The organism is Marinobacter lipolyticus, assembly GCF_018424605.1.
Lineage (GTDB): Bacteria > Pseudomonadota > Gammaproteobacteria > Pseudomonadales > Oleiphilaceae > Marinobacter > Marinobacter lipolyticus_B.
Genome location: NZ_QTKT01000005.1, coordinates 176,430 through 196,578 on the forward strand (window position 1 = coordinate 176,430; position 20,149 = coordinate 196,578).

At 57.5% G+C, this 20,149-nt stretch carries 16 protein-coding genes and 1 pseudogene; 6 read left to right on the top strand and 11 right to left on the bottom strand.

The window, feature by feature from the left end:
• Positions 1-50: 50 nt before the first annotated feature.
• The 10 genes from DYI22_RS09365 to pilB all read right to left on the bottom strand — a co-directional run bounded on the left by DYI22_RS09365 (position 51) and on the right by pilB (position 12,046).
• Entirely contained in the window at positions 51-2,258 is a 2,208-nt protein-coding gene (locus DYI22_RS09365) for a hypothetical protein (protein WP_228300931.1), read from the bottom strand.
• A 136-nt stretch (positions 2,259-2,394) separates the two neighbouring features.
• Positions 2,395-2,955: a YfaZ family outer membrane protein gene (locus DYI22_RS09370; protein WP_213477800.1), complete on the bottom strand. Its 561-nt coding sequence runs from the start codon at positions 2,953-2,955 to the stop codon at positions 2,395-2,397.
• Between the two features lie 139 nt (positions 2,956-3,094).
• Positions 3,095-3,292: a DNA gyrase inhibitor YacG gene (gene yacG / locus DYI22_RS09375; protein WP_213477801.1), complete on the bottom strand. Its 198-nt coding sequence runs from the start codon at positions 3,290-3,292 to the stop codon at positions 3,095-3,097.
• 43 nt (positions 3,293-3,335) lie between these two features.
• Positions 3,336-5,687 carry a response regulator gene (locus tag DYI22_RS09380; protein WP_213477802.1) on the bottom strand — a complete coding sequence of 784 codons (2,352 nt, stop codon included), beginning with the start codon at positions 5,685-5,687 and terminating at the stop codon, positions 3,336-3,338.
• Between the two features lie 49 nt (positions 5,688-5,736).
• Positions 5,737-6,468, bottom strand: coding sequence for a tRNA (N6-threonylcarbamoyladenosine(37)-N6)-methyltransferase TrmO (gene tsaA, locus DYI22_RS09385; RefSeq protein ID WP_213477803.1), 732 nt, complete (start codon positions 6,466-6,468; stop codon positions 5,737-5,739).
• Entirely contained in the window at positions 6,465-7,550 is a 1,086-nt protein-coding gene (locus DYI22_RS09390; protein WP_228300932.1) for a hypothetical protein, read from the bottom strand. The genes tsaA and DYI22_RS09390 overlap by 4 nt, the downstream gene beginning before the upstream one ends.
• Complete coding sequence (coaE, locus tag DYI22_RS09395) at positions 7,543-8,154, bottom strand: dephospho-CoA kinase (RefSeq protein WP_213477804.1); 612 nt, start codon at positions 8,152-8,154, stop codon at positions 7,543-7,545. The genes DYI22_RS09390 and coaE overlap by 8 nt, the downstream gene beginning before the upstream one ends.
• Positions 8,154-9,029, bottom strand: coding sequence for a prepilin peptidase (locus DYI22_RS09400; RefSeq protein WP_213477805.1), 876 nt, complete (start codon positions 9,027-9,029; stop codon positions 8,154-8,156). Before DYI22_RS09400 ends, coaE begins: the two co-directional genes overlap by 1 nt.
• Before the next feature lie 78 nt (positions 9,030-9,107).
• Complete coding sequence (locus DYI22_RS09405; protein ID WP_213477806.1) at positions 9,108-10,328, bottom strand: type II secretion system F family protein; 1,221 nt, start codon at positions 10,326-10,328, stop codon at positions 9,108-9,110.
• A gap of 2 nt (positions 10,329-10,330) precedes the next feature.
• Positions 10,331-12,046, bottom strand: a complete 1,716-nt coding sequence (gene pilB / locus DYI22_RS09410; protein WP_213477807.1) for a type IV-A pilus assembly ATPase PilB — start codon at positions 12,044-12,046, stop codon at positions 10,331-10,333.
• Between the two features lie 397 nt (positions 12,047-12,443).
• Between pilB and DYI22_RS17690 the strand changes: the two are divergent.
• Positions 12,444-12,570, top strand: a pseudogene (locus DYI22_RS17690) (pilin); the annotation flags it as partial.
• Between the two features lie 476 nt (positions 12,571-13,046).
• Positions 13,047-14,591: an O-antigen ligase family protein gene (locus tag DYI22_RS09420; protein WP_213477808.1), complete on the top strand. Its 1,545-nt coding sequence runs from the start codon at positions 13,047-13,049 to the stop codon at positions 14,589-14,591.
• Positions 14,592-14,657: 66 nt separating this feature from the next.
• Here DYI22_RS09420 and DYI22_RS09425 read toward each other — a convergent pair whose 3' ends face one another.
• On the bottom strand, positions 14,658-16,019 hold the full coding sequence (locus DYI22_RS09425; RefSeq protein WP_213477809.1) for an MBL fold metallo-hydrolase RNA specificity domain-containing protein: 1,362 nt from the start codon (positions 16,017-16,019) through the stop codon (positions 14,658-14,660).
• Positions 16,020-16,192: 173 nt separating this feature from the next.
• Between DYI22_RS09425 and cysQ the strand changes: the two genes are divergently transcribed.
• The 4 genes from cysQ (at position 16,193) to rfaH (ending at position 19,933) form a co-directional block, all read left to right on the top strand.
• Positions 16,193-16,951, top strand: a complete 759-nt coding sequence (gene cysQ, locus DYI22_RS09430; RefSeq protein ID WP_213477810.1) for a 3'(2'),5'-bisphosphate nucleotidase CysQ — start codon at positions 16,193-16,195, stop codon at positions 16,949-16,951.
• Between the two features lie 44 nt (positions 16,952-16,995).
• Complete coding sequence (gene cysC, locus DYI22_RS09435) at positions 16,996-17,598, top strand: adenylyl-sulfate kinase (protein WP_213477811.1); 603 nt, start codon at positions 16,996-16,998, stop codon at positions 17,596-17,598.
• Between the two features lie 16 nt (positions 17,599-17,614).
• A complete protein-coding gene (locus DYI22_RS09440; protein ID WP_213477812.1) occupies positions 17,615-19,381 on the top strand; it encodes an SLC13 family permease in 1,767 nt (588 codons plus the stop codon).
• Positions 19,382-19,453: 72 nt separating this feature from the next.
• Entirely contained in the window at positions 19,454-19,933 is a 480-nt protein-coding gene (rfaH, locus tag DYI22_RS09445) for a transcription/translation regulatory transformer protein RfaH (RefSeq protein WP_213477813.1), read from the top strand.
• Positions 19,934-20,149 lie beyond the last annotated feature (216 nt).

Sequence of the window (20,149 nt, forward strand, 5' to 3'; positions counted from 1 at the left end):
TAGGCTAAATGGGTGACGTTTGTCGGGTTGCGCGGGCGCTAACCCGACAATCAGTCTGGCAACCGGGTTGCCATCACCAGGCCCTGGCTCTGTTCACCGCCGAGGGTGTCACTCAGGCGCAGGAAGATCTGGTCCTGCTCATCGACCACGAACCCGTCGAGGGTCAGGTTGCCGGCAGTAAACGTCACCCGGCCGTTGCCGCCGTCGGTGTAGGCGAGGCTGAGATCCTCTTCATCCACAGGGAAGGGCGCCGACACCGTTTCATCACTCACGGAATGGATCACATCCAGGGCTCTGCGCTCGAGTGTGGCGGTGGCGGCGTCGTTGATGGTCAGCACGGTGTTATCGAAATGCCGGAGCCGGTTGCGGCCGTCTTCCAGGCCCATGGCAAAGCCCTGCAACCGGTAGCGCCCGCTGGTGGGGGCGGCTGTCGCCTGCTCCGCGGCCACCAGCAGGCCGTCACCGGTGTCGCCGTTATCCAGGTTGAACGCCAGCAGGGAACCGTTCGGGTTGCTGGCGCCGATGCCAAGGTCCGGTCGACCGAATTGACCGGCTGAACTGCCGATCTCCAGGTTCAGCCTGCCAATGTCCCGGTCACCAACGCTGAGCCGGGAAGGACGCGTGCGAACAGTCCAGGTGGCATCGCGGTTACCGGCGACGGGGCCATTGACGGTGCCGTCGCTGTCCCGGGCAATGGTGCGCGTGGGCATAAGTTGAGTGACATCGGTGCCGTTCACCGTCCAGCTACCTACACCGGATTCGATAATGACCGGCTCGTTGGTGTCGCCGAACCGGGAGGCGAGGAACACCACGTTGTAGGTTTTGCCATCGAGGCTGTCCAGGCTGAAGCCCTGTTCCCGCAGCAGGTTGATTTCCAGCACCGACAGGTAATGATTCTCGAGGGTGGCGCGGCGTTTCAGTTCCCCGGATACCGACTCCAATTCAATGGCCTTGCCGGCGCTGAAGTATCCGCTTAGCACCCGGTCAGGTGGTTCATTGCTGTCGCCGGTGGCGCTGACAAATCCGTCAAGATAATAAGGGTTACGGGTCCAGCCGATGATTTCGGAACTGCCCTGGCCGGTCACGCTCTGGTAAAGCGCGCGGCCTGCCAGCAGGCGAGTGCCTTCTACCAGGGTAGCGGCACCGGGAGCGGATGCGTGGGTGTTCAGGTCCCAGAAAGAGGAACCCCTGGCAAAAAAGTCGTTGCCGTTGCGGTGGATCAACGCTTCCCGGTCATAGGGAATGTCGTTGGCCAGCGACGTCACGCGGATGTTGAAGGCATCAAAGGTGGTCAGGGTAAGCGCGGGATAGACGTACCCGGTGCCATTGGCGTCGGTTATGCTCTCTTCCTGTGCCGTGCGCACCCCCCACTGACCGGACCCGGCGAGGGTGGATTCGCGGAATGTCTGCCCCAGCTCAATGCCGAGGAACACCGAATTATAGTCGGCCGAGCTGGCGCTGATGCGCCCGGACGACTGTTCGTCCAGCACCGCGTAATCGGCCATGCTGTCGACGTAACGGGAAAAGTCACCACGCTCATCCAGCAGGTCCAGGGCCTGGCCGAGGCTGAAGTTACCCGGAATGTCGATCTCGAAATCGTGGACCTGATCGGCGAGGGTCGACCACACATACTTATTCAGGCACAGCTCGCCGCCGGCGTCGTTGACGCAGTCGAGAATGGCCCGGAACTGCTCATTGCTGTAGCTGGTAAGCGTGTTGGTGACAAGGTACTCGGAGAAGGGGTTCACCTTCACGTCACGGTCGGAGTCGGCGGCCAGCGCCCGCATGCGGGTGTTACCGTAAGCCGCTTCGATCACAACATCGGGCGCCAGCGGAAGGCCATTCTCGAAGGTGATCACTTCCCGGCCGTTGTCTTCGGTGCGGCGGCTTACGTTCACGGAACCGAGGCTGCTCAGGCTGGTGTCAGTGCGATACACCGCGATCCGGTCGGGTGTCACGATCCGCAGATTGCGGCGGGTGGGCTCTCCGTTCGGGGCAACGGCGGCGGGAACCTCCATGGTCACGCGCACCTCGTTGGCGGCGAGCCCATTGGTGTTGTTGGAATCACCGGTGCTGCCGGAATTGAAGTCGTCCAACGCGTTCTTTGCGGGTGGGAAAGAGTTCCCGCGGGAGCCGGCTTCATCCACCGCACTTTGGCCGCCACAGCCGGCGATCAGCACGGCGGACAGCAGCAGGGGCAGCCGCCGGGAGTAACGACGGGTGAAGAATATATCAGTACAAAGTGATTGCAGCGTCATGCCAGTGACAGTCCATTCCCGAAACATGTGAAGGCAGTCTAGCAAGGGCAGGGGCAGTAAAGAGTGAGGCAGGGCACGAAACGAAAACGGGCGTCTGTTCAAGCGCCCGTTCCGGTACTGCGATGATGACTCAGGCTCAGAAGAAAATCTTCATACCCGCCATCACACCCTCGTCCAGATTCACGTCGCCGCGCAGCGGGGAATCCAGGTCGGTGTTGAGGTAGCGGTACCCGGCAAACACTTCCGCGTTGCGGATCACCCGGTAGCTGCCACGCAGCTCAAGGCTGGTCAGGTCTTCGGAATCGCCGAAAGACAGAATGCTGGGGGCGTAGTGCAGGCCGCCGGTCAGCGACAGACCCGGTACGTCCGGAATGTTCACGGTGGCGAAGCCACCGAGGGCTACGGCGCCGCCGTCGAGATCATCGTCTTCCCAGCCGAAACCGCGCATACCGATGCCGGCGGTGGTTGGCAGGTTGCCAAGCGCCGTGCGGCCCTGAGCGTGGAAATCCACGTTGCCGATGTGACGGCTGCCCTCGTGGTAGGTGTAGCCGGTACCCAACTGCAAGTCAGAATTCACGCCGAAGAAATTCACCTGGCCCTTGACCGAATCGTTGGTCAGGCTCAGGTCGAGATCAGCTGCCAAAGCCGGTGCGGCGGCCAGTGACAGGGCAAGAACGGACATACGGGTTACTTTCATTCTTCTACCTTTATGGGTCATTGAACGGAATGGGAAGCCGGCACATGCCAGCATTCACGATAGGTTCAGGTGAGCGCATGGTAACGGGAGCGAGCAGGCGGCTCAACTTAAAATGGGGTAAGGCCCTGTTAACAGTGCCTTAGTGACGGGTGTTCTCGTCAAGGGAGTCAAGCTGGTCCAGATCCTCTGGCGAGACGTTCTGGGCAGGAACCCGATACTCTTCATTGGCCCAGGCGCCCAGGTCAATGAGTTTGCAGCGTTCGCAGCAGAACGGGCGAAACGGATTGTCTTCGCTCCATTCCACGGATTTCTTGCAGTTGGGGCATTCTACGTTCATGACGACCTTCGTTTTGTGCCGGTAAATGGTTGCCGCGGTGACCTCAGGATGGCGCGGACACCTTGCAGTATTGTTCCAGCACTGCCCGCAACATTTCAATATTGACAGGCTTGGCAACAAAGGAATCCATCCCGGCAACCCGGCACCGTTCTTCGTCCTCTTCCATGGCACTGGCGGTCAACGCCACCACCGGCACCCGCTCACGGCCCTTGTCGATCTCCCACTGGCGTAGCCGTCGGGTTGCCTCGAAGCCGTCTACCCGGGGCATCACGCAGTCCATAAAGACCAGATCGAACGGGTGCCATTGCCACAGACTTGCGGCGGCTTCGCCGTCGTTGGCGGTCATCACGTCGCAACCCAGTTTTTCCAGCAGGCGGCGGGTGAGGGTGCGGTTGACCGGGTTGTCCTCCACCAGCAACACTTTCATGCGTCCGCAGGGCAGTTCCCGGCGGCGGGAGGTGTCACTCACTGCCTGCAGTGAGAAGCGGGTCAGGAAGCGGCGCTCGCCGGTCGCACGGTCGGCAAACAGCTGATGCAGGATCGGGGTCAGGCAGGACTCCCGCAGCGATTTGCTGAGGAAGGCGTCGGCGCCGGCCTGGCGGAAATGCTCGGCGTCTCCGCGCTGGGGGTTGGACGACAGCACCAGCAGGCGGGTGTCGCCCCACAGCGGGTTACTGCGGATCTGCCGGCACAGCAGATCGCTGTCCATATCGGGCACGAATCCATCCAGCACGATGGCGTCATAGGCTTCGTGGTTATCTGCTGCCAGTCGCACCGAGGTCAGCGCTTCGCCTGCCGCCTTCACCGCTTCAATGTGCAGTTGATGACGGGACAGCATTTCCAGGGTGATCTTGCGGGACAGCTCGTAGGAGTCCACCACCAGTATGCGCTTGCCCGCAATCATGCGGGTATCGGGGCGGACCCGGGTGGTGCTCTCGGGCGCCACCGGCAGCGACACTTCCACCCAGAAGGTGGTGCCTTCGCCGGGGCGGCTCTCCACATCCATCGAGCCTTCCATCAGCTTCACCAGCTGCCGGCAGATGGTCAGCCCCAGACCCGCGCCGGGTAGCTGGCGCTGAAAGCTTTGGCCCAGCTGCACATAGGGCTCATACACCAGCGGGATGTCTTCGGGGTTAATGCCCACGCCGGTGTCTTCCACCGCCAGTCGCAGTCGCACCCGGTTGTCTTTGCGGCCGAGCACTTCGATGCTGATCAGCACGTGGCCCGAATCGGTGAACTTGATGGCGTTAGAGGTCAGGTTCAGCAGAACCTGGCGCAGGCGCACCGGATCGCCGCGCAGCGCCCAGGGCAGGTTCTCGTCCACCCGCAGTTCCAGCGCCAGGCCCTTCTCCCGGGCGCGGGTGCCCAGCATGTGGACGAGATCGTTCAGGGTTTCCCGCAGATCAAACGGCAGGTCGTCGAGCACCAGCTTGCCGGCTTCCATACTGGAAATATCCAGCAGGTCATTGATGATGGCCGACAGGCTCTCCGAGGCACTGAGCAGGGTCTGCACGTATTCCCGCTGTTCCTGATCCAGCGGGGTGTCGCCCAGCAAGGTGGCATAGCCAAGCACCGATTGCAGAGGAATGCGTAGTTCGTGGCTGACGTTGGCCAGGAACTGGTTTTTGGCGTGATTGGCCCGCACCGCTTCGTCGCGCTCGCCCTGGGATTGCAGGGTGGTCTGGCGCAGCGAACGGGTGTCTTCCAGCAACTGCAGACGCATGGTGTTCAGCGCCTGCTCCAGTTCGCTCAGTTCATCCGCGCTTCTCGGAGCCTTGCGCCGCAGCTTCAGCGGCTCAATCAGGGCGTCCAGGTTCAGCCGGGCGGCGTAATCCGCCATGGTCTCCAGATGGCGGGTCAGGGTCAGGCGCACAATAAGGAGCAGGCCAAGGGTGCCCAGGGTCACAATAAGCGACTGGAACAGCAGGGTAAGCAACGCCCGATCCATCAGCTCGTCGTGTACCTGCTCAACCGACGAGGTGATCGTCAGCGTGCCAAGATTACGGGAGCCGGGAAACGAAGGGCGATCGAAGATCAGCGGAAACGACTGGGTAATCACCCGGCCTTCGGGGTAGGTGCCGGTACTGAATTCCTCGCCGCTGGAGGTGACCACGCGGGCATGCTGAATCACCGGCATGGCGCGCATGTCGTCGAGGCTGTTGGCCACCTCGCTGAAATTCATCAGCCAGATGTTGTTGCTCATGGTGCCGGAGATCAGCTCAGCGGATTTCTGCTGCGTGGAGCGGAGGTCCTCAGTGCGGCGCTCATACTCGCCGATCATCTGCAGCCCGGTAGCCGCCAGCGACAGCACCAGACTGAACAACAACACATACACCAGAAGCCGCGCCGCCAGTGGCCGTACACCTATTCGTTTGAATAACCGGTTCAGAGGCAAGACACCTATTCCCTGTGACTGATGAACAATTGCCCAAAGAGTCGCCAGTTTAACAGACAGTTAGCACTTCGACACGTTCTCCGGTCACATCCTGTACAAAGCGAAAGCGCACGTTCAGATCGTACAGGTGTGCTCCGTAGATACGCGCTTCTTCCCGGCCGCGGCGAAACGAAGGCCGGGGATCGTAGCTCACCACGTCCGCTATCAGTTCCCGCAGGTCGGGGTAGTCCTCGGCGGGCAGTCGGGCAAGCTGGTCATCCGCTTCGTCCAGAAAGACCACCGGCAGGCGGTCGGTGGGGGGCGTGTCTGCCCAGCCCAGCGCGGCGTCGGGAATGGCGTCGGAAAACGGCAGGTAGGGTTTGATGTCCAGAATCGGCGTACCGTCGATCAGGTCGTGATCGCGGATCTGTAGCACCAGCCGTCCGTTGCGGCGGCACAGGCCCTCGTTGCGCACCACTGATAGCCCCAGGCTGTTGGGGCGAAAAGGGGAACGGCTGGCGAACACGCCCATCTTGCGGTTGCCGCCCAGGCGCGGCGGCCGCACCACCGGTTTCCAGTCTTCCCGTACCGCTTCGTGAAACTGGAAGGTCAGCCACAGGTGGCTGGCGGTTTCCAGGCCGCGGAAGGCGTCTTCGCGATCAAACGGCGCTTCAATCACCAGGTCCGCGCGGGCGTATCGGGTCAGCCCCGGCTGGCGCGGTACCCCGAACTTGTCACTGAAACAGGAGCGGGTATAGGCGATCGGGGTTAGTGTCAGGGCGTCCTGGGGGCTGTAGGTCATTGTCGGTCGATGCTGCCTGAGAAATACAGTTCGATGCGCAGGATAAGCGACCCGCGATCCTTGAAACTTTCATCGCGGGGAAATTCCATCGCCGGGATGATCTCGCCGAACAGCCAGTCACTGTGCAGGCGGTAGCGGTAGGTGAGATCCGCGAAGAGGTTGGTTTGCCGCCAGGTGGGCTGACTTTCGCCGAGAATACCCAGACGCGGGTTAAGGGTAGCGCGGTTGTTCAGGCGCTTGAAGAAATTGAAGGTTTGCGCCATCTCGAATTTGCGATCGTCGTGTATCCATTCCAATTCACTGGCCGACAGGAAATCCCATCCGTTGCCAAGGTCACGGCCGACCCCAATGGCGCTGCGCGCGCCCCAGCCGTCCTGATGGAAATAGTACAGCCGTTGCTCCGCTTCCAGGGCCCAGTCGTCGTCGAGCTGCCAGGTTTTATCCGCGGTCGCTCGCCAGAACGCATCGGTGGGAAAGCGCAGGCGCACACCCACGTCGTTGCTCAGATTGATGGCGTCGCCCACCTCGGAAAGGTAACGCAGCGCACCGGTGGCTTCGGTCTCCGAGCGTTCATCTTCAGTCAACTGGCGGTCACGGCGACGTTCTGACAGGGGAATCAGTTCATCGCTTTCACTCTCGATGACCAGCCGCAGCTTTTCTTCCACCGTGGGCACGTCCAGGCGGAACCGGGCTTCCGGATCGAACTGGGCCGGGTCGCCGTATTCGGATTCCGTGGCAAAGCCGAGCCGCAGGTAGCTTTCGTTGTGGGGTAGCCCGGTTTCGGCGCCGGAGAAGGTGCGATCCGCCCAGATGCCCAGCGACTGAATGCGCGCGCCCTGGGTGCGCTCCTGTCGCAGCACCCAATTGCTGAATTTCAGCCAGTAGGAATCCCTGGGCTCCAGCCAGTACTCGTCGGGCGTAAAGTCGTAAAAGGCAGGTGGCAGCGCTTCTGGTGAAAGCACGTCACTGACGGCAGGATCCTGCACCACAAAGACGGGCTCGGCAGCCTGCACTTTCGCTACGGTAAAAATACAACCCAATCCCAGGACAGTCAGCGTTGCCTTGCTCAGCAGCTTACCCAAAGGCCACCACAAACGTTTTGTGTATCTCACCAACCTGACGTTCCACGTCGCTCAATTCCTGAGTATTATCGACCACTTCGTCCGCTTTTTGCAGTCGCTTTTCCCGTGGCATCTGGGCGGCAATGATACGCTCCACCTGCTCACGGGTGTTGGTGTCCCGGCCCATGGTGCGCTCAATCTGAATCTCTTCCGGTACATCCACCACCACCACCCTGGCGGTCAGCTCGTGCTGGTTGGTTTCCAGCAGCAGCGGGGAGACCAGCAACACGTAGGGCAGGGCATAGCCTGGGTCGGTATCTTTCGAATGCAGCTGGCGAATCAGCTCGTCGCGGATCACCGGGTGCAGAAGCGCCTCCAGCCAGGCGCGCTCGTCGGGGTTTTCAAACACCACGGTGCGAAGTTTTGCGCGGTTCAGGGCACCATCGTCCAGCAGAATGCCCTCGCCGAAATGCGCGGCAATACGCGCCAGCGCTTGTGTGCCGGGTTCGACCACTTCGCGGGCCACATCGTCCGCATCCACCCAGTGCACGCCGAGCTTACCGAAGATGCGCGCTACGGTGGATTTGCCGGAGCCTATCCCGCCAGTCAGGCCAATAACTTCCATCAAACCCCCAGGAACCCAAACCACCAGCGCTGAATGTCGGTGCCAAACCACAGGCACAGCAACCCGGCTGCCGCCAGGTACGGCCCGAACGGAATCGGCACCTCACGCCCGTGCTGGCGGAACACCATCAGGCTGATGCCTACCACCGCGCCAACCACTGAGGACAGCAGAATCACCGCCGGCAGCAACTGCCAGCCCAGCCAGGCCCCCAGCGCGGCCAGCAGCTTGAAATCACCATGGCCCATGCCTTCCTTGCCGGTCACCAGCTTGAACAGCCAGTACACCGACCACAGCGACAGGTAACCGGCCACTGCGCCCCAGAAGGCGTTCTGGAAATCCGTCATCACCCCGAAATAGTTCAGCACCAGCCCCAGCCACATCAGCGGCAGGGTAATGCTGTCCGGCAGCAACTGCGTGTCGAAATCGATCATCGTTAGCGCCACCAGCGACCATACCAGCAGCAGCGCCCACAGAGCAGACTCTGACGGCCCAAGCAGCGCCACGGTCACTACCGAGAATACCGCGGTCAGCGCTTCAATGATCGGGTAGCGGGGAGAAATGCGAGTCTTGCAGGCCGCGCATTTACCGCCCAGCACCAGGTAGCTGATCACCGGAATGTTTTCCCAGGCACGGATCCGATGGCCGCAGAACGGGCAGGTGGATGCCGGGGATGAGAGGGTGATCTGGGTTTCCGGTTTGCGCTGGCCGTGCGGCAGTTCGAGAAATTCCTCGCACTGACAGCGCCATTCCTGCTGCATCATTTTGGGCAGGCGCAGGATGACGACGTTGAGGAAGCTGCCGATGCAGAGGGAGAAGAAGATAACCGTGAGATATAACAGCCAGGGCGTGGCCAGCAGGGCCTCGAGAATTTGCATGGGGGAATCCGAAATACAGGAGATAAGAAACTGTGGGTCGGGTTAGCGCAGGGCAACCCGACACCACGGCAAAAGAGATTAACCGATGACCGAACCCATCTGGAAGATAGGGAGATACATGGCAATAATCAGGCCGCCTACGAGTACGCCAAGTACCGACATAATCATAGGCTCCATCAGGGCGGTGAGGTTATCAACCATGTCGTCAACTACTGCCTCGTAGTGCTCCGCAACTTTCTTGAGCATTTCATCAAGATTACCGGACTCCTCGCCGATGGCCGTCAATTGGACAGCCATTACGGGGAAAACGTTGACTTGTCGCATTGAAGCCTGAAGCTGCGTGCCACTGGAAACATCATTCTTGATTTGTTGAATGGCATCTCGATAGACGGCATTGCCGGTAGCCCCCGCAACTGAGTCCAGAGCATCAACAAGTGGAACACCAGCGGCGAATGTCGTTGAGAGAACGCGACCGAATTTAGCTACAGCGGATTTGTCGAGGATTTCCCCCATCACAGGAATGCGAAGAGTAGCCTTATCGACGAAATCTGAAAAACGCTGGGATCGCCGTTTCGCCTCTTTGAACGCGAAAATTAGGCCGATGCCGGATACCAGAACAACAAACCACCAGCTTTGCATCCACTCAGACAGTTCGACGACCATTTGTGTGAAAACAGGGAGATCGGCGCCGAATCCCTGGAAGAGAGCTTCAAACTGAGGCACCACTTTTACGAGGAGGATAGCCGTAACGATTATTGCGACTACGACTACGGCTATGGGGTAGGTCATTGCCTTTTTAACTTTCTTTTTCAAAAGCTCAGTTTTTTCCAGATAGGTCGCAATGCGATCAAGCATTTGCTCCAGCGCACCGGCTTTTTCACCTGAATCAACCAAGTTGCAGTAAAGATCGTCAAAGTGCCTCGGGTGTTTACGCAATGCGCCCGCAAAACTGGTGCCGGACGAAATATCGTTACGGATATTCATCACTAGCTCTTGCAGACCTTTGTTCTCCAGACCATCCGCAACAATATCGAAACTCTGCACCAGCGGTACACCTGCCTTCATCATAGTCGCGAGCTGGCGAGTCAACATGGCAATGTCAAATGGTGTGATTTTCTTGCTGCCGCCAAACAAGGGCTTTGGCTTTTTCTTCACCTTATCCGGAATAATGCCCTGTTTGCGAAGTTGCGCTTTTACCAGCGCGAGGTTGGCGCCTGCCAGCTCCCCCTTGGATTTATTACCTTTGCGGTCTTTTCCTTCCCAAACATACGATTCCAGCTTTTGTGCTTTTTCTGCCATGCTTAATCCTTCGTCACGCGGTTGGCTTCTTCAAGGCTGGTCACACCCTCAATTACTTTTCTTAGGGCGGACTGGCGAAGATTCCGGAAGCCTTGCGCCTGCGCTTGTTTTGCAATTTGAATGGAGCTGGCCTCTTCCATAATCATGTTGGCCAGCTCATCTGTAATCTTGACCACCTCATAAATACCGACGCGGCCTTTGTATCCTCCATTGCATTTATCACAGCCCTTGGGGCGGTACAATGTGAAGCCTGTATCAATTTGTTCCTGTGTGAACCCCTCCTCCAAAAGGATCTCGGTGGGAACTTTCAGGGGTTCTTTGCAGGCTGCGCAGAGTCGTCGGCCAAGTCGCTGGGCGATGATCAGGCTGACCGATGTGGCTATGTTGAACGCGGGTACGCCCATGTTCATCATCCGTGTCAGCGTTTCTGCAGCACTGTTGGTATGCAGGGTGGATAGAACCATGTGGCCTGTCTGGGCCGCCTTGATGGCAATATTTGCGGTCTCTAGGTCCCGGATCTCACCGACCATGATGACATCTGGATCTTGGCGCAGAAACGCGCGTAGCGCTTCCGCGAATCCCAGCCCCACCTTGGTGTTCACATTGACTTGGTTGATGCCTTCCAGGTTGATTTCTGCCGGGTCTTCCGCAGTTGAAATGTTTATCTCAGCGGTATTGAGGATGTTCAGCCCCGTGTAGAGTGAAACGGTTTTACCGGAACCGGTGGGGCCGGTTACCAGAATCATACCTTGCGGCTGCTTGAGTGCGTCGAGATAAAGTTGCTTCTGATCCTCTTCATAGCCGAGTGCATCGATGCCCATCTTGGCCTGGCTGGGATCCAGAATCCGCAGAACGATTTTTTCGCCCCAGAGGGTAGGGAGCGTATTCACGCGGAAGTCGATCGCCTTCGTCTTGGACAGCTTCATCTTGATTCGGCCGTCCTGGGGCACCCGGCGCTCTGAAATGTCCAGTTGCGCCATGATTTTCACGCGGGCGGATATCTTTGGTGCCAGCTTGATTGAAGGGCGTGACATCTCTTTCAGCATGCCATCGGTTCGATAGCGTACACGATAGATCTTCTCGTAAGGCTCGAAATGAATATCGGAAGCGCCGCCGCGAATAGCATCAAGCAGCATTTTATTGACGTATTTGACAATGGGCGCATCATCAACCTCCGTCGCGGATACAGCCCCATCGTCCTCTCCATCACCGCCTTCAGTCTCCACGCCCTCAAGATCTGCGTCGTCCAGGTCGCCCATGGTGGTGTCCTGAGACTCGAGATACTTATCTATGGATTCCCTTAGCTTGGCGTCATCAACCAGAACCGCGTCGGTGCTCAGGCCGGTGTTGAACTTGATCTCGTCCAGAGCCTGAATGTTGGTAGGATCCGAAACAGCGATAAAGAGCCGGTTTCCTCTCTTGTACAGGGGAAGGGCGTTGTGCTTTCGAACCAACTTCTCATCAACTATTTTCTCCGGAAGCATTTCCGGCAGGAATGCTCCCAAATCCAACACCGACACCCCAAATTCCATGGCGGCCGAAAAAGCCAATCCGCGGCTGTCCGCAAGATTGTTCTGAACCAGATAGGTGATCAGCGGTATGCGGTTTTGCGAAGCTTGAAGAAAGGCGTCTTTTGCGGTTGCTTCATCAAGCAGGCCGTCCTCGACGAATCGGCGTGCGAGGCCTGTGAGCGTTACATTGCTTTTGTTAGTTGCCATAAAGGGTATAAAGAGTGCTGCGTAAGTGGCTGAAACTCAGCTGAGAGTGAATGTACAAGAGTTTAGATGGCCGGCAATCGTTTGGAAAGTCACGAACTGTAAAGCTGGAACCAGTGCATGCAAATTCTGACAAAGCCGGTCAGTTCAGAGATCTCTCCGTATGACCAAATTTGTCACTCAGTGACGGTGATTGACGTTTTTTTACATTTGAAGCCTCTGTGATGCAGGTCACGTGACATCCTCAAGTCACTGAAAACAGAGGGGTCTAAATTATTCTGTTAACTTGGCACGCAGGCTGCTTATACCCGTGCAGGCTCATTCCGGTTGCAGGGCATAGCTCCACCGGTCCCCGATGCCATCTCGAGTTTGAACAAACGACAAACACAGAGGTCGAATAATGAAAAACATTCAAATGAATCACGCGCAAAAAGGCTTCACTCTGATCGAACTGATGATCGTTGTGGCCATCATCGGTATTCTCGCTGCCGTAGCCATTCCGCAGTATCAAGATTACGTGTCCCGCACCAAGTGGACAGACAGCATCTCATCTGTTCGCCCGGTTCAGGTCGCTGTTGCCTCATGTGTTAACAGAATGCAGGCGCTGGATTCGTGTGACACTATTGCAGAGCTCCAGGCTACCGGTGACCTTCCGCAAACCTATGCCCTGCAGCAAGGCAAATTCATGGATGGCACGCCGACTCTTACCGCAAACACTGCAGCTATCAATATCAGTGGTTCAGCTGAAGTCGGCGGATGTGACGTTACTATGGTTCCCAACGCAAGTGTGCAGGCCATTAATTGGGACATCGTAGTTGATGGCGGAAGCCCGGCTACCTGTGGCGCCTCTAACACTGGTTTTGAAAGATCTTAATAATCGACGCCAGACGTATGACAGTCTGGCTTTGATCAAGCGGCCCGATGGTGTATTGCCTCGGGCCGTTTTGCGTTTGCTAGTGCTCAACTGTGTGAAAAGTTCCGACTTTGTATGGCGAGAAAGCTCATGGAACAACGGCGAGTATATGACGCCAGCCGTGATTGGTCCGTAAAAGCATTGTCTTTTATGACTTGTTCGTTCGGCGGAGTAGGTGTTTTTTCTCTGATTCTCGTCCTTTTCGGTGAGTACCTGGTTCCAGGGAACCTGGGGTCATATGCTAGTCAGCGGTTTACATTTGCAATAATAGTAGGTGTGTTAAGTGTTTCCTCTATCATCGCATGGGCCCTGAAAGGCCCTTTAGAAGTGTCCTGCCTAGCAAAGCTTTTATTCCCTACCGTTCTGCTCTGTTCTGCATTTCTGCTACTTGCACTTCCGTTTAGAGAGAATGCGTATGTGTGGGCTGAGCCCGGAATGTACGCGTTTTTCTTCCTAACCATGAATCTAGTTGGTCTGTTTTTGAAAGGTACGGGCATGACCATGGTTTTCGTCCGGTCTTTTCTAATCGGTATGGTTGCTGCCTGTACTATCTATGGATTGAGTTGCGTCAATATTTACTTGTTTGCGCTAGTTGATGGCAACCCCGGCTTCGGGAGCCATATACCACATGGCTTTGGCAGTATTCGTTACTGGAGTCACATTGCCACTTGGTGTCTTCCCCTCTTTCCCCTTGCAGTCTTGATAGGCCCGCTAAAACATAAGCGAACTTGGCGCCTATTCGTGCTGGCTGGAGCGGGATTGTGGTGGTGGGTTCTCATACAGAGTATGGGCAGAGGGTCTCTGCTCGGGATTGCATTTGGTGTTTTTTTGGCAACGTTGCTCTTCGGGAAGAGGGCATCGCTGTGGCTTAAAGCCCTTCTGCTACAACTGGCAGTGGGGATATTCTTGTGGCTTCTCCTATCAATACTTATTCCTTCTGCGCTATATGACGGAGAAAACCAGCTTCGGGTTTTTCACTCTGGAGCATCAGGGCGGTTGCCACTGTTCCTGGAAGCTTGGCAAAGGAGTCTGCAGAACTTTCCGTTCGGTTTGGGGCCCCAGTCGTGGCTGACAGTGGAGCCGCTGACCACCGACTACGCTTCCAGTTTAAAGTTCGGCCACCCGCATAACATGTATCTTCTCTGGGCAGCAGAGTATGGTTGGTTGTTGCTTCTGTTTCTGGGATTGTTGGTTCTGCAGGCGATTCGTTATTTTTGGGTAGTCCGGGCCGCTGTCTTGAGCGGTGCTACAGGGAAAACCTCTGATGAATTTATGTACTCCCTAGTGGCCTTCACTGCATCGGTTTCTGCTACTTTGTTTCATGGGGGTGTGTCTGCAGTCTTTTTAGCTCCGGGCTCAATGCTCATTGGGTTGTTTGTCCTAATAATGTTTTGGGCGCTTATTGTTCCAGTTAAATCCAATGCATTGACGAGCACGGGAATGCGAAAACGGTTTGGGCTTCACTCGACAATTGTTCTGATTCTGTCTGTTGCCTTGTTTTCTAGTTGGCTTCTTTGGGTCCAAGTAGTGTCAAATTATTACATCGACATGAGGGCCGATAGTAAAAGCTATGCCGAAGAGGTGGGTAAAGCCACATACCCTCGGTTTTGGATGCATGGAAACTTTCCGAGGTAACGGAACTCGCTGCGGAGTTGAATCAGCTTATAGTTAATGCGTGAGTTCGCTCTGTTTATCCAATCCCTACACCCCAACCTCATCAAACAACTCCGGCACCTCAACCTCCCACCCAAACCGCTCAGCAATCCGCTTCCGCATCACATCACTAGCCACCATCTCCCCATGGGTCACATAAACCCGCTCTGGCTTTAACGCTCCTTGCTCAAGCCACGCCAGGATCTCGTTGTAATCCCCATGTGCCGACAGCGTCTCCATATTGTAAATCTCCGCCTTCACCGGCCAGTACTCGCCGTGGATCTTCACAGAATCCGCCCCGTTCACCAGTGCATCCCCGCGGGTGCCTGGGGCCTGAAATCCGGCAAACACCACGCTGTTGCGAGGATTGGGGAGTAGTGTTTTCAGGTGGTGAAGTACTCGACCGCCGCTGGCCATGCCGCTGGCGGAGATGATCACGCAGGGGTAGCGGGCGGAATCCAGTTCGATGGACTCTTCCACGGTGCGGACGAAGTGGGTCTGGTCGTCCATCATCTGGCACTCAGCGGCGCTGAGTTTGTGTTCCTTGTGGTGCTTGCAGAAGATTTCCGTGGCCTTGATGGCCATGGGGCTGTTCAGGAACACCGGCAGCTTGGGAATGCGCTTCTCGCCCATGATTTTCAGGATCAGGTATAGCAGCATTTGCGCACGGCCCACCGCGAAAGCTGGGATCAGCACGATGCCGCCGCGGCCGGCGGTTTTGGTGATGATGCGGGCCAGGTCTTCCTCGGGGTCGGATTCTGCATGGGCGCGGTCACCGTAGGTGGATTCGCAGATCAGCAGGTCCGCTGTGGCGATGGGTTCCGGCGGGCGCATGATCACGTCGTTCTGCCGGCCCACGTCGCCGCTGAACACCACCGTGCGCTGACTGGGTTTATGGGTCACATGCACGCAGGAAGACCCGAGAATATGGCCAGCCGGGGTGAACATCACCTCCATGCCTTTTACTGGCTCGAAGGTTTCGTGGTAATGCAGCGATTCAAAGTGTTTGAGTGCCTCCCAGGCGTCTTTCTCCGTAAACAGCGGCTCCGGGTGCTCGTGTTTGGAGAATTTTTTGCGGAAGGCGTATTTCGCGTCTTCCTCCTGCAGAAAGCCGGCGTCTGGCAGCAGCACCTTGCACAGTTCGTGAGTAGCTTTGGTGCAGAAGATCTTACCCTTGAAGCCGTTCCTGACCAGTGCCGGCAGGTAGCCGCTGTGGTCAATGTGGGCGTGGGTGAGTACCACTGCGTTAATGGTGGAAGGCTCGACGGGAAAGGGCGCCCAGTTCCGTTTGCGCAGGGTTTTCACGCCCTGGTACATGCCACAGTCCACCAGCAGGCGGTGGTTGTCATCGGACAGCAGATAGCGCGAACCGGTAACCGTGCCGGTGCCGCCGAGGAAGCGGAGTTTCATGGCTGAATCCTTTCAGTGTGTGCTGGTATTCAGCTTAGCTGAAAGTTTCAGGGCAAGAATTGATGTAGGTCGGTCTGGTGTCGTATTCCCGTAGCGCAATCCGTCAACCACCTCTAACACCCATTCCAAGAGTCCGTTAAACTACTGCAAACTTCACCTGCAGGACGCACCGAATGCCATACAGCCACCTCCTCCCCGATATTGTCCGCATTGCCGACGAAGCCGGTGAGCGCATACTTCCTATTTATCGGTCCGACTTCAAAGTCCAGTACAAGGAAGACGAATCCCCGATCACCGCCGCAGACGTCGCCAGCCACGATGTGATTGTGGAAGAGTTGGGCAAGCTCACCCCGGATATTCCGGTGCTCTCGGAAGAAGAGGCCAATGCACCCTGGGAAGAGCGCAAGCACTGGCAGCGCTTCTGGCTGATCGATCCGATCGACGGCACCAAGGAATTCACCCAGCGTTCCGGGGAATTCACCGTCAACATCGCCTTGATCGAGAACGGCGAGCCGGTGCTGGGCGTGGTGACTGCGCCCGCCCTGAATGAGGCCTTTTGGGGCGCCAAAGGTGAGGGCGCCAGTAAGCGTGACGCTCAGGGTGAGACCCGGCCAATACGCACCGCCGAACCTGGTAAGGTCAAACGCGTCGTGGCCAGTAAGAACCACCTGAACGAAGGCACTCGCGAGTTCATCGAAAAACTCGGCGAGCACGAGCTTGTGCAGGCTGGTAGCTCCCTGAAATTCTGCCGCATTGCCGAAGGCGGGGCAGATGTGTACCCCCGCCTGGGTCCCACCTGCGAATGGGACACCGCCGCTGCCCACGCGGTGCTGGTCGCCGCCGGCGGAAAAGTGGAGACTCTGGAAGGAAAGCCACTACACTATGGCAAGGAAGATGTGCTGAATCCCTGGTTCGTTGCCTACGGCTGCTAGCCAACCAGCATTAACGGACACACCCGGAATCTAAGGAAAGAATCTTGGCTGATAACATTGTCTGGCACGACCATAAAATTACCCGCGCGGAACGTTCCGTTAACAAAAACCAGAAACCCTGCCTGCTCTGGTTCACCGGCCTCAGCGGGTCGGGTAAATCCACCATCGCCAACGCGCTCGATGTGGCCCTCCACAACCGTGGATACCATACGTTCCTGCTGGACGGCGACAACGTGCGCCACGGCCTGTGCAAGGATCTGGGCTTCTCCGACGAGGACCGGGTGGAGAATATCCGGCGCATCGGCGAGGTCAGCAAACTGTTTACCGACGCCGGGCTGATCGTATTGAGTGCGTTCATCTCCCCCTTTACCAGTGACCGGTTGCTGGTGCGCAACCTGATGCCGTCCGGCGAGTTCATTGAAGTGTTCATGGACACACCGCTGGACACCTGTGAACAGCGCGACCCCAAAGGCCTGTATGAAAAAGCCCGGGCAGGGGAGATCAGGAACTTCACCGGCATTGATTCCCCTTACGAAGCGCCGGAAAGGCCGGAAGTGCGGCTGGATACCTCGGTGATGTCCGTCGATCAGTGTGTAGACAAGCTGATCGGTTATCTGCTTGAGCGCAATCTGATTACTCAGGTCTGAGCGGGGCGCACCGAGGATGGAATGGGATGCAATTGTCACCCTGTGCACCCTGGCCGCGGTGCTGGGCACGCTGATCTTCACCCGGTTGGCGGCGGATCTGGTGTTGGTGGCGGCGATGACGTTTCTCCTGGTCAGCGGCATACTAGCCCCGGCCCAGGCGCTGGCCGGGTTTGGTAACCCGGGCGTCGTCACCATTGCTGTCCTTTACGTGGTGGCTGCTGGCCTGAAAGAAACCGGTGCGGTGCAATGGATTGCCCGCCGGATGCTCGGTCATCCGCAGACCGCCCGCGGCGCCCAATTGCGGATGATTGCACCCACCGGTTTGCTCAGTGGTTTTATGAACAACACCGCCGTGGTGGCCATGTTCATCCCCGCTATTCAGGACTGGGCCCAGCGCCTGGGCATACCCGCCTCCAAATTGCTGCTCCCGCTCAGCTACGCCGCCATCCTCGGTGGCACCTGCACCCTGATCGGCACCAGCACCAACCTGGTGGTCGATGGCCTGCTGCAGAGCCAGCTGGATATCCATCTGGGCCTGTTCGATCTGGTGTGGATTGGAATACCTTTGTTGATTGTCGGCGGAGCGTTCCTGGTGCTGTTCGCTGGGCGGCTACTGCCCGATCGCGGCGGCGTGACCGAGGAGCTGGAACAGGTGCGGGAATACGGGGTGGAAGTGGAAGTGGACAGCCCCGGGCCATTGGTGGGCCTGACGATTGCCGAAGCCGGTCTGCGGGCGCTGAATTATGGCTACCTCACGGAAATTGACCGCGGCGGCCGGTTGATAACCGCCGTGGAGCCAGACCGAACCCTGCAGGCTGGAGACAAGCTCTATTTCGTGGGCGCCCCGGAATGCGCCAGCGAACTGCGGCGCATTCAAGGCCTGAAGCCGGCCAACGGCAGCGTGCACAAGCTGGAAGTAGCCAACCATCAGCGCTGCCTTGTGGAAGTGGTACTGGGCCAGGAATTTCCGGCACTGGGTAAAACCATCCGCGACAGCCGTTTTCGGACCCGCTTCAACGCGGTGATCCTGTCCCTGTCGCGAGAGGGCAAACGGGTGCCGGGCAAACTGGGGGACATCACCTTCAAAATGGGCGACACTTTGTTGCTGGAAGCCAGCCACGAATTCGCCGAGCAATACCGCTTCCGCCGGGATTTTCTGCTGGTCAGCGCCTTGAACGACTCCACCCCGCCGGATTTTCACAAAGCCCCGCGGGCCCTGGGCATTCTGCTGCTGATGGTCATCGCCAGCGCCAGCGGCCTGCTCAGCATACTGGAAGCTGCCTTCCTGGCCGCCGGAGCCATGCTGGTGGCCGGTTGCCTCACCGCCAGTCGCGCCAGGCGCAGCCTGGATTTGCCGGTGCTGGTGGTGATCGCGGCCTCCTTTGCCTTGGGCAGTGCTATGACCGAGACGGGCGCGGCGCAATGGGTCGCGCAAAGCCTGATGGGCCTTGGCGAGTTTTCGCCCTGGGTCATGCTGGCGCTGATCTATCTGCTGACCGCTGCTTTCACTGAAGTCATCACCAACAACGCGGCGGCGGTACTGATGTTTCCGATTGCGCTGGCTACCTCCGATCAGCTTGGTGTCAGCGTGCTGCCCTTTGCGGTCACGGTGATGATTGCCGCCTCCGCCTCTTTTATTACGCCGCTGGGTTATCAGACGAATTTGATGGTGTATGGACCGGGTCGGTATCGGTTTACTGACTATGTGCGGATTGGGGTGCCGTTGAGTTTGTTGGTGGCGGTGGTGGCGATAGGTATTATTCCTGTGGTCTGGACCTTCTGACCCATCCGATCCGGAATGCGGAAGTGGTACAATTGCGCCAGCAATTTTCCAACCGATGGTTAGAGTGCCCCTATGACCTGGTACGCCCTGCAACATAAGCCTTCCCAAGGTGACCGTGCACTGGAACACCTGCAAAATCAGGGCATAATATGCTTCTACCCAAAAATCAGCGTTGAGAAGATCAAGGCTGGCAAACGCGCCAAAAAGCTAGAGCCGTTATTTCCGGGCTATCTGTTCGTCAACCTCAAAAAAACGGATCCAATATGGTCGAAATTGCGCTCTACCCGTGGTGTATTGCGTGTGGTCAGCTTTGCTCACAAGCCAGCGACGATTGGTGATGAAGTTATACAGCACATCAAGGATAGCTTGCTTATTGTTGCAGAACAGGGGGATATAAAGTCGGGCCAGCCAGTGGGATTGAACGAGGGGCCATTTCAAGGATTGAATGCTATTTTCCAGGGTTACGATGGGGAGGAGCGAGCCATAGTTTTGATCGGTTTTTTACAGAAGCAGCAATCGATCTCAGTGCCGTTATCGGTTATTCGGCCGTGATTAACAGGATTTTACCATTCGCACGACAGTTTCAAGGATCCCCTGACAGTGAGTAACTGTAAATCTCTTTAAGATCCCGTAGAATCCGAAAATCCTAACTGACGCACATACCCCAGCAAGCCGGTTTTCACTGAGAACCGCTTGCGCCTGACGCACTAAAAAAGGCCGGTGGGGCGGTAGCGTGCCTGCACGAACAACACGAGCAAAGAGCGGACA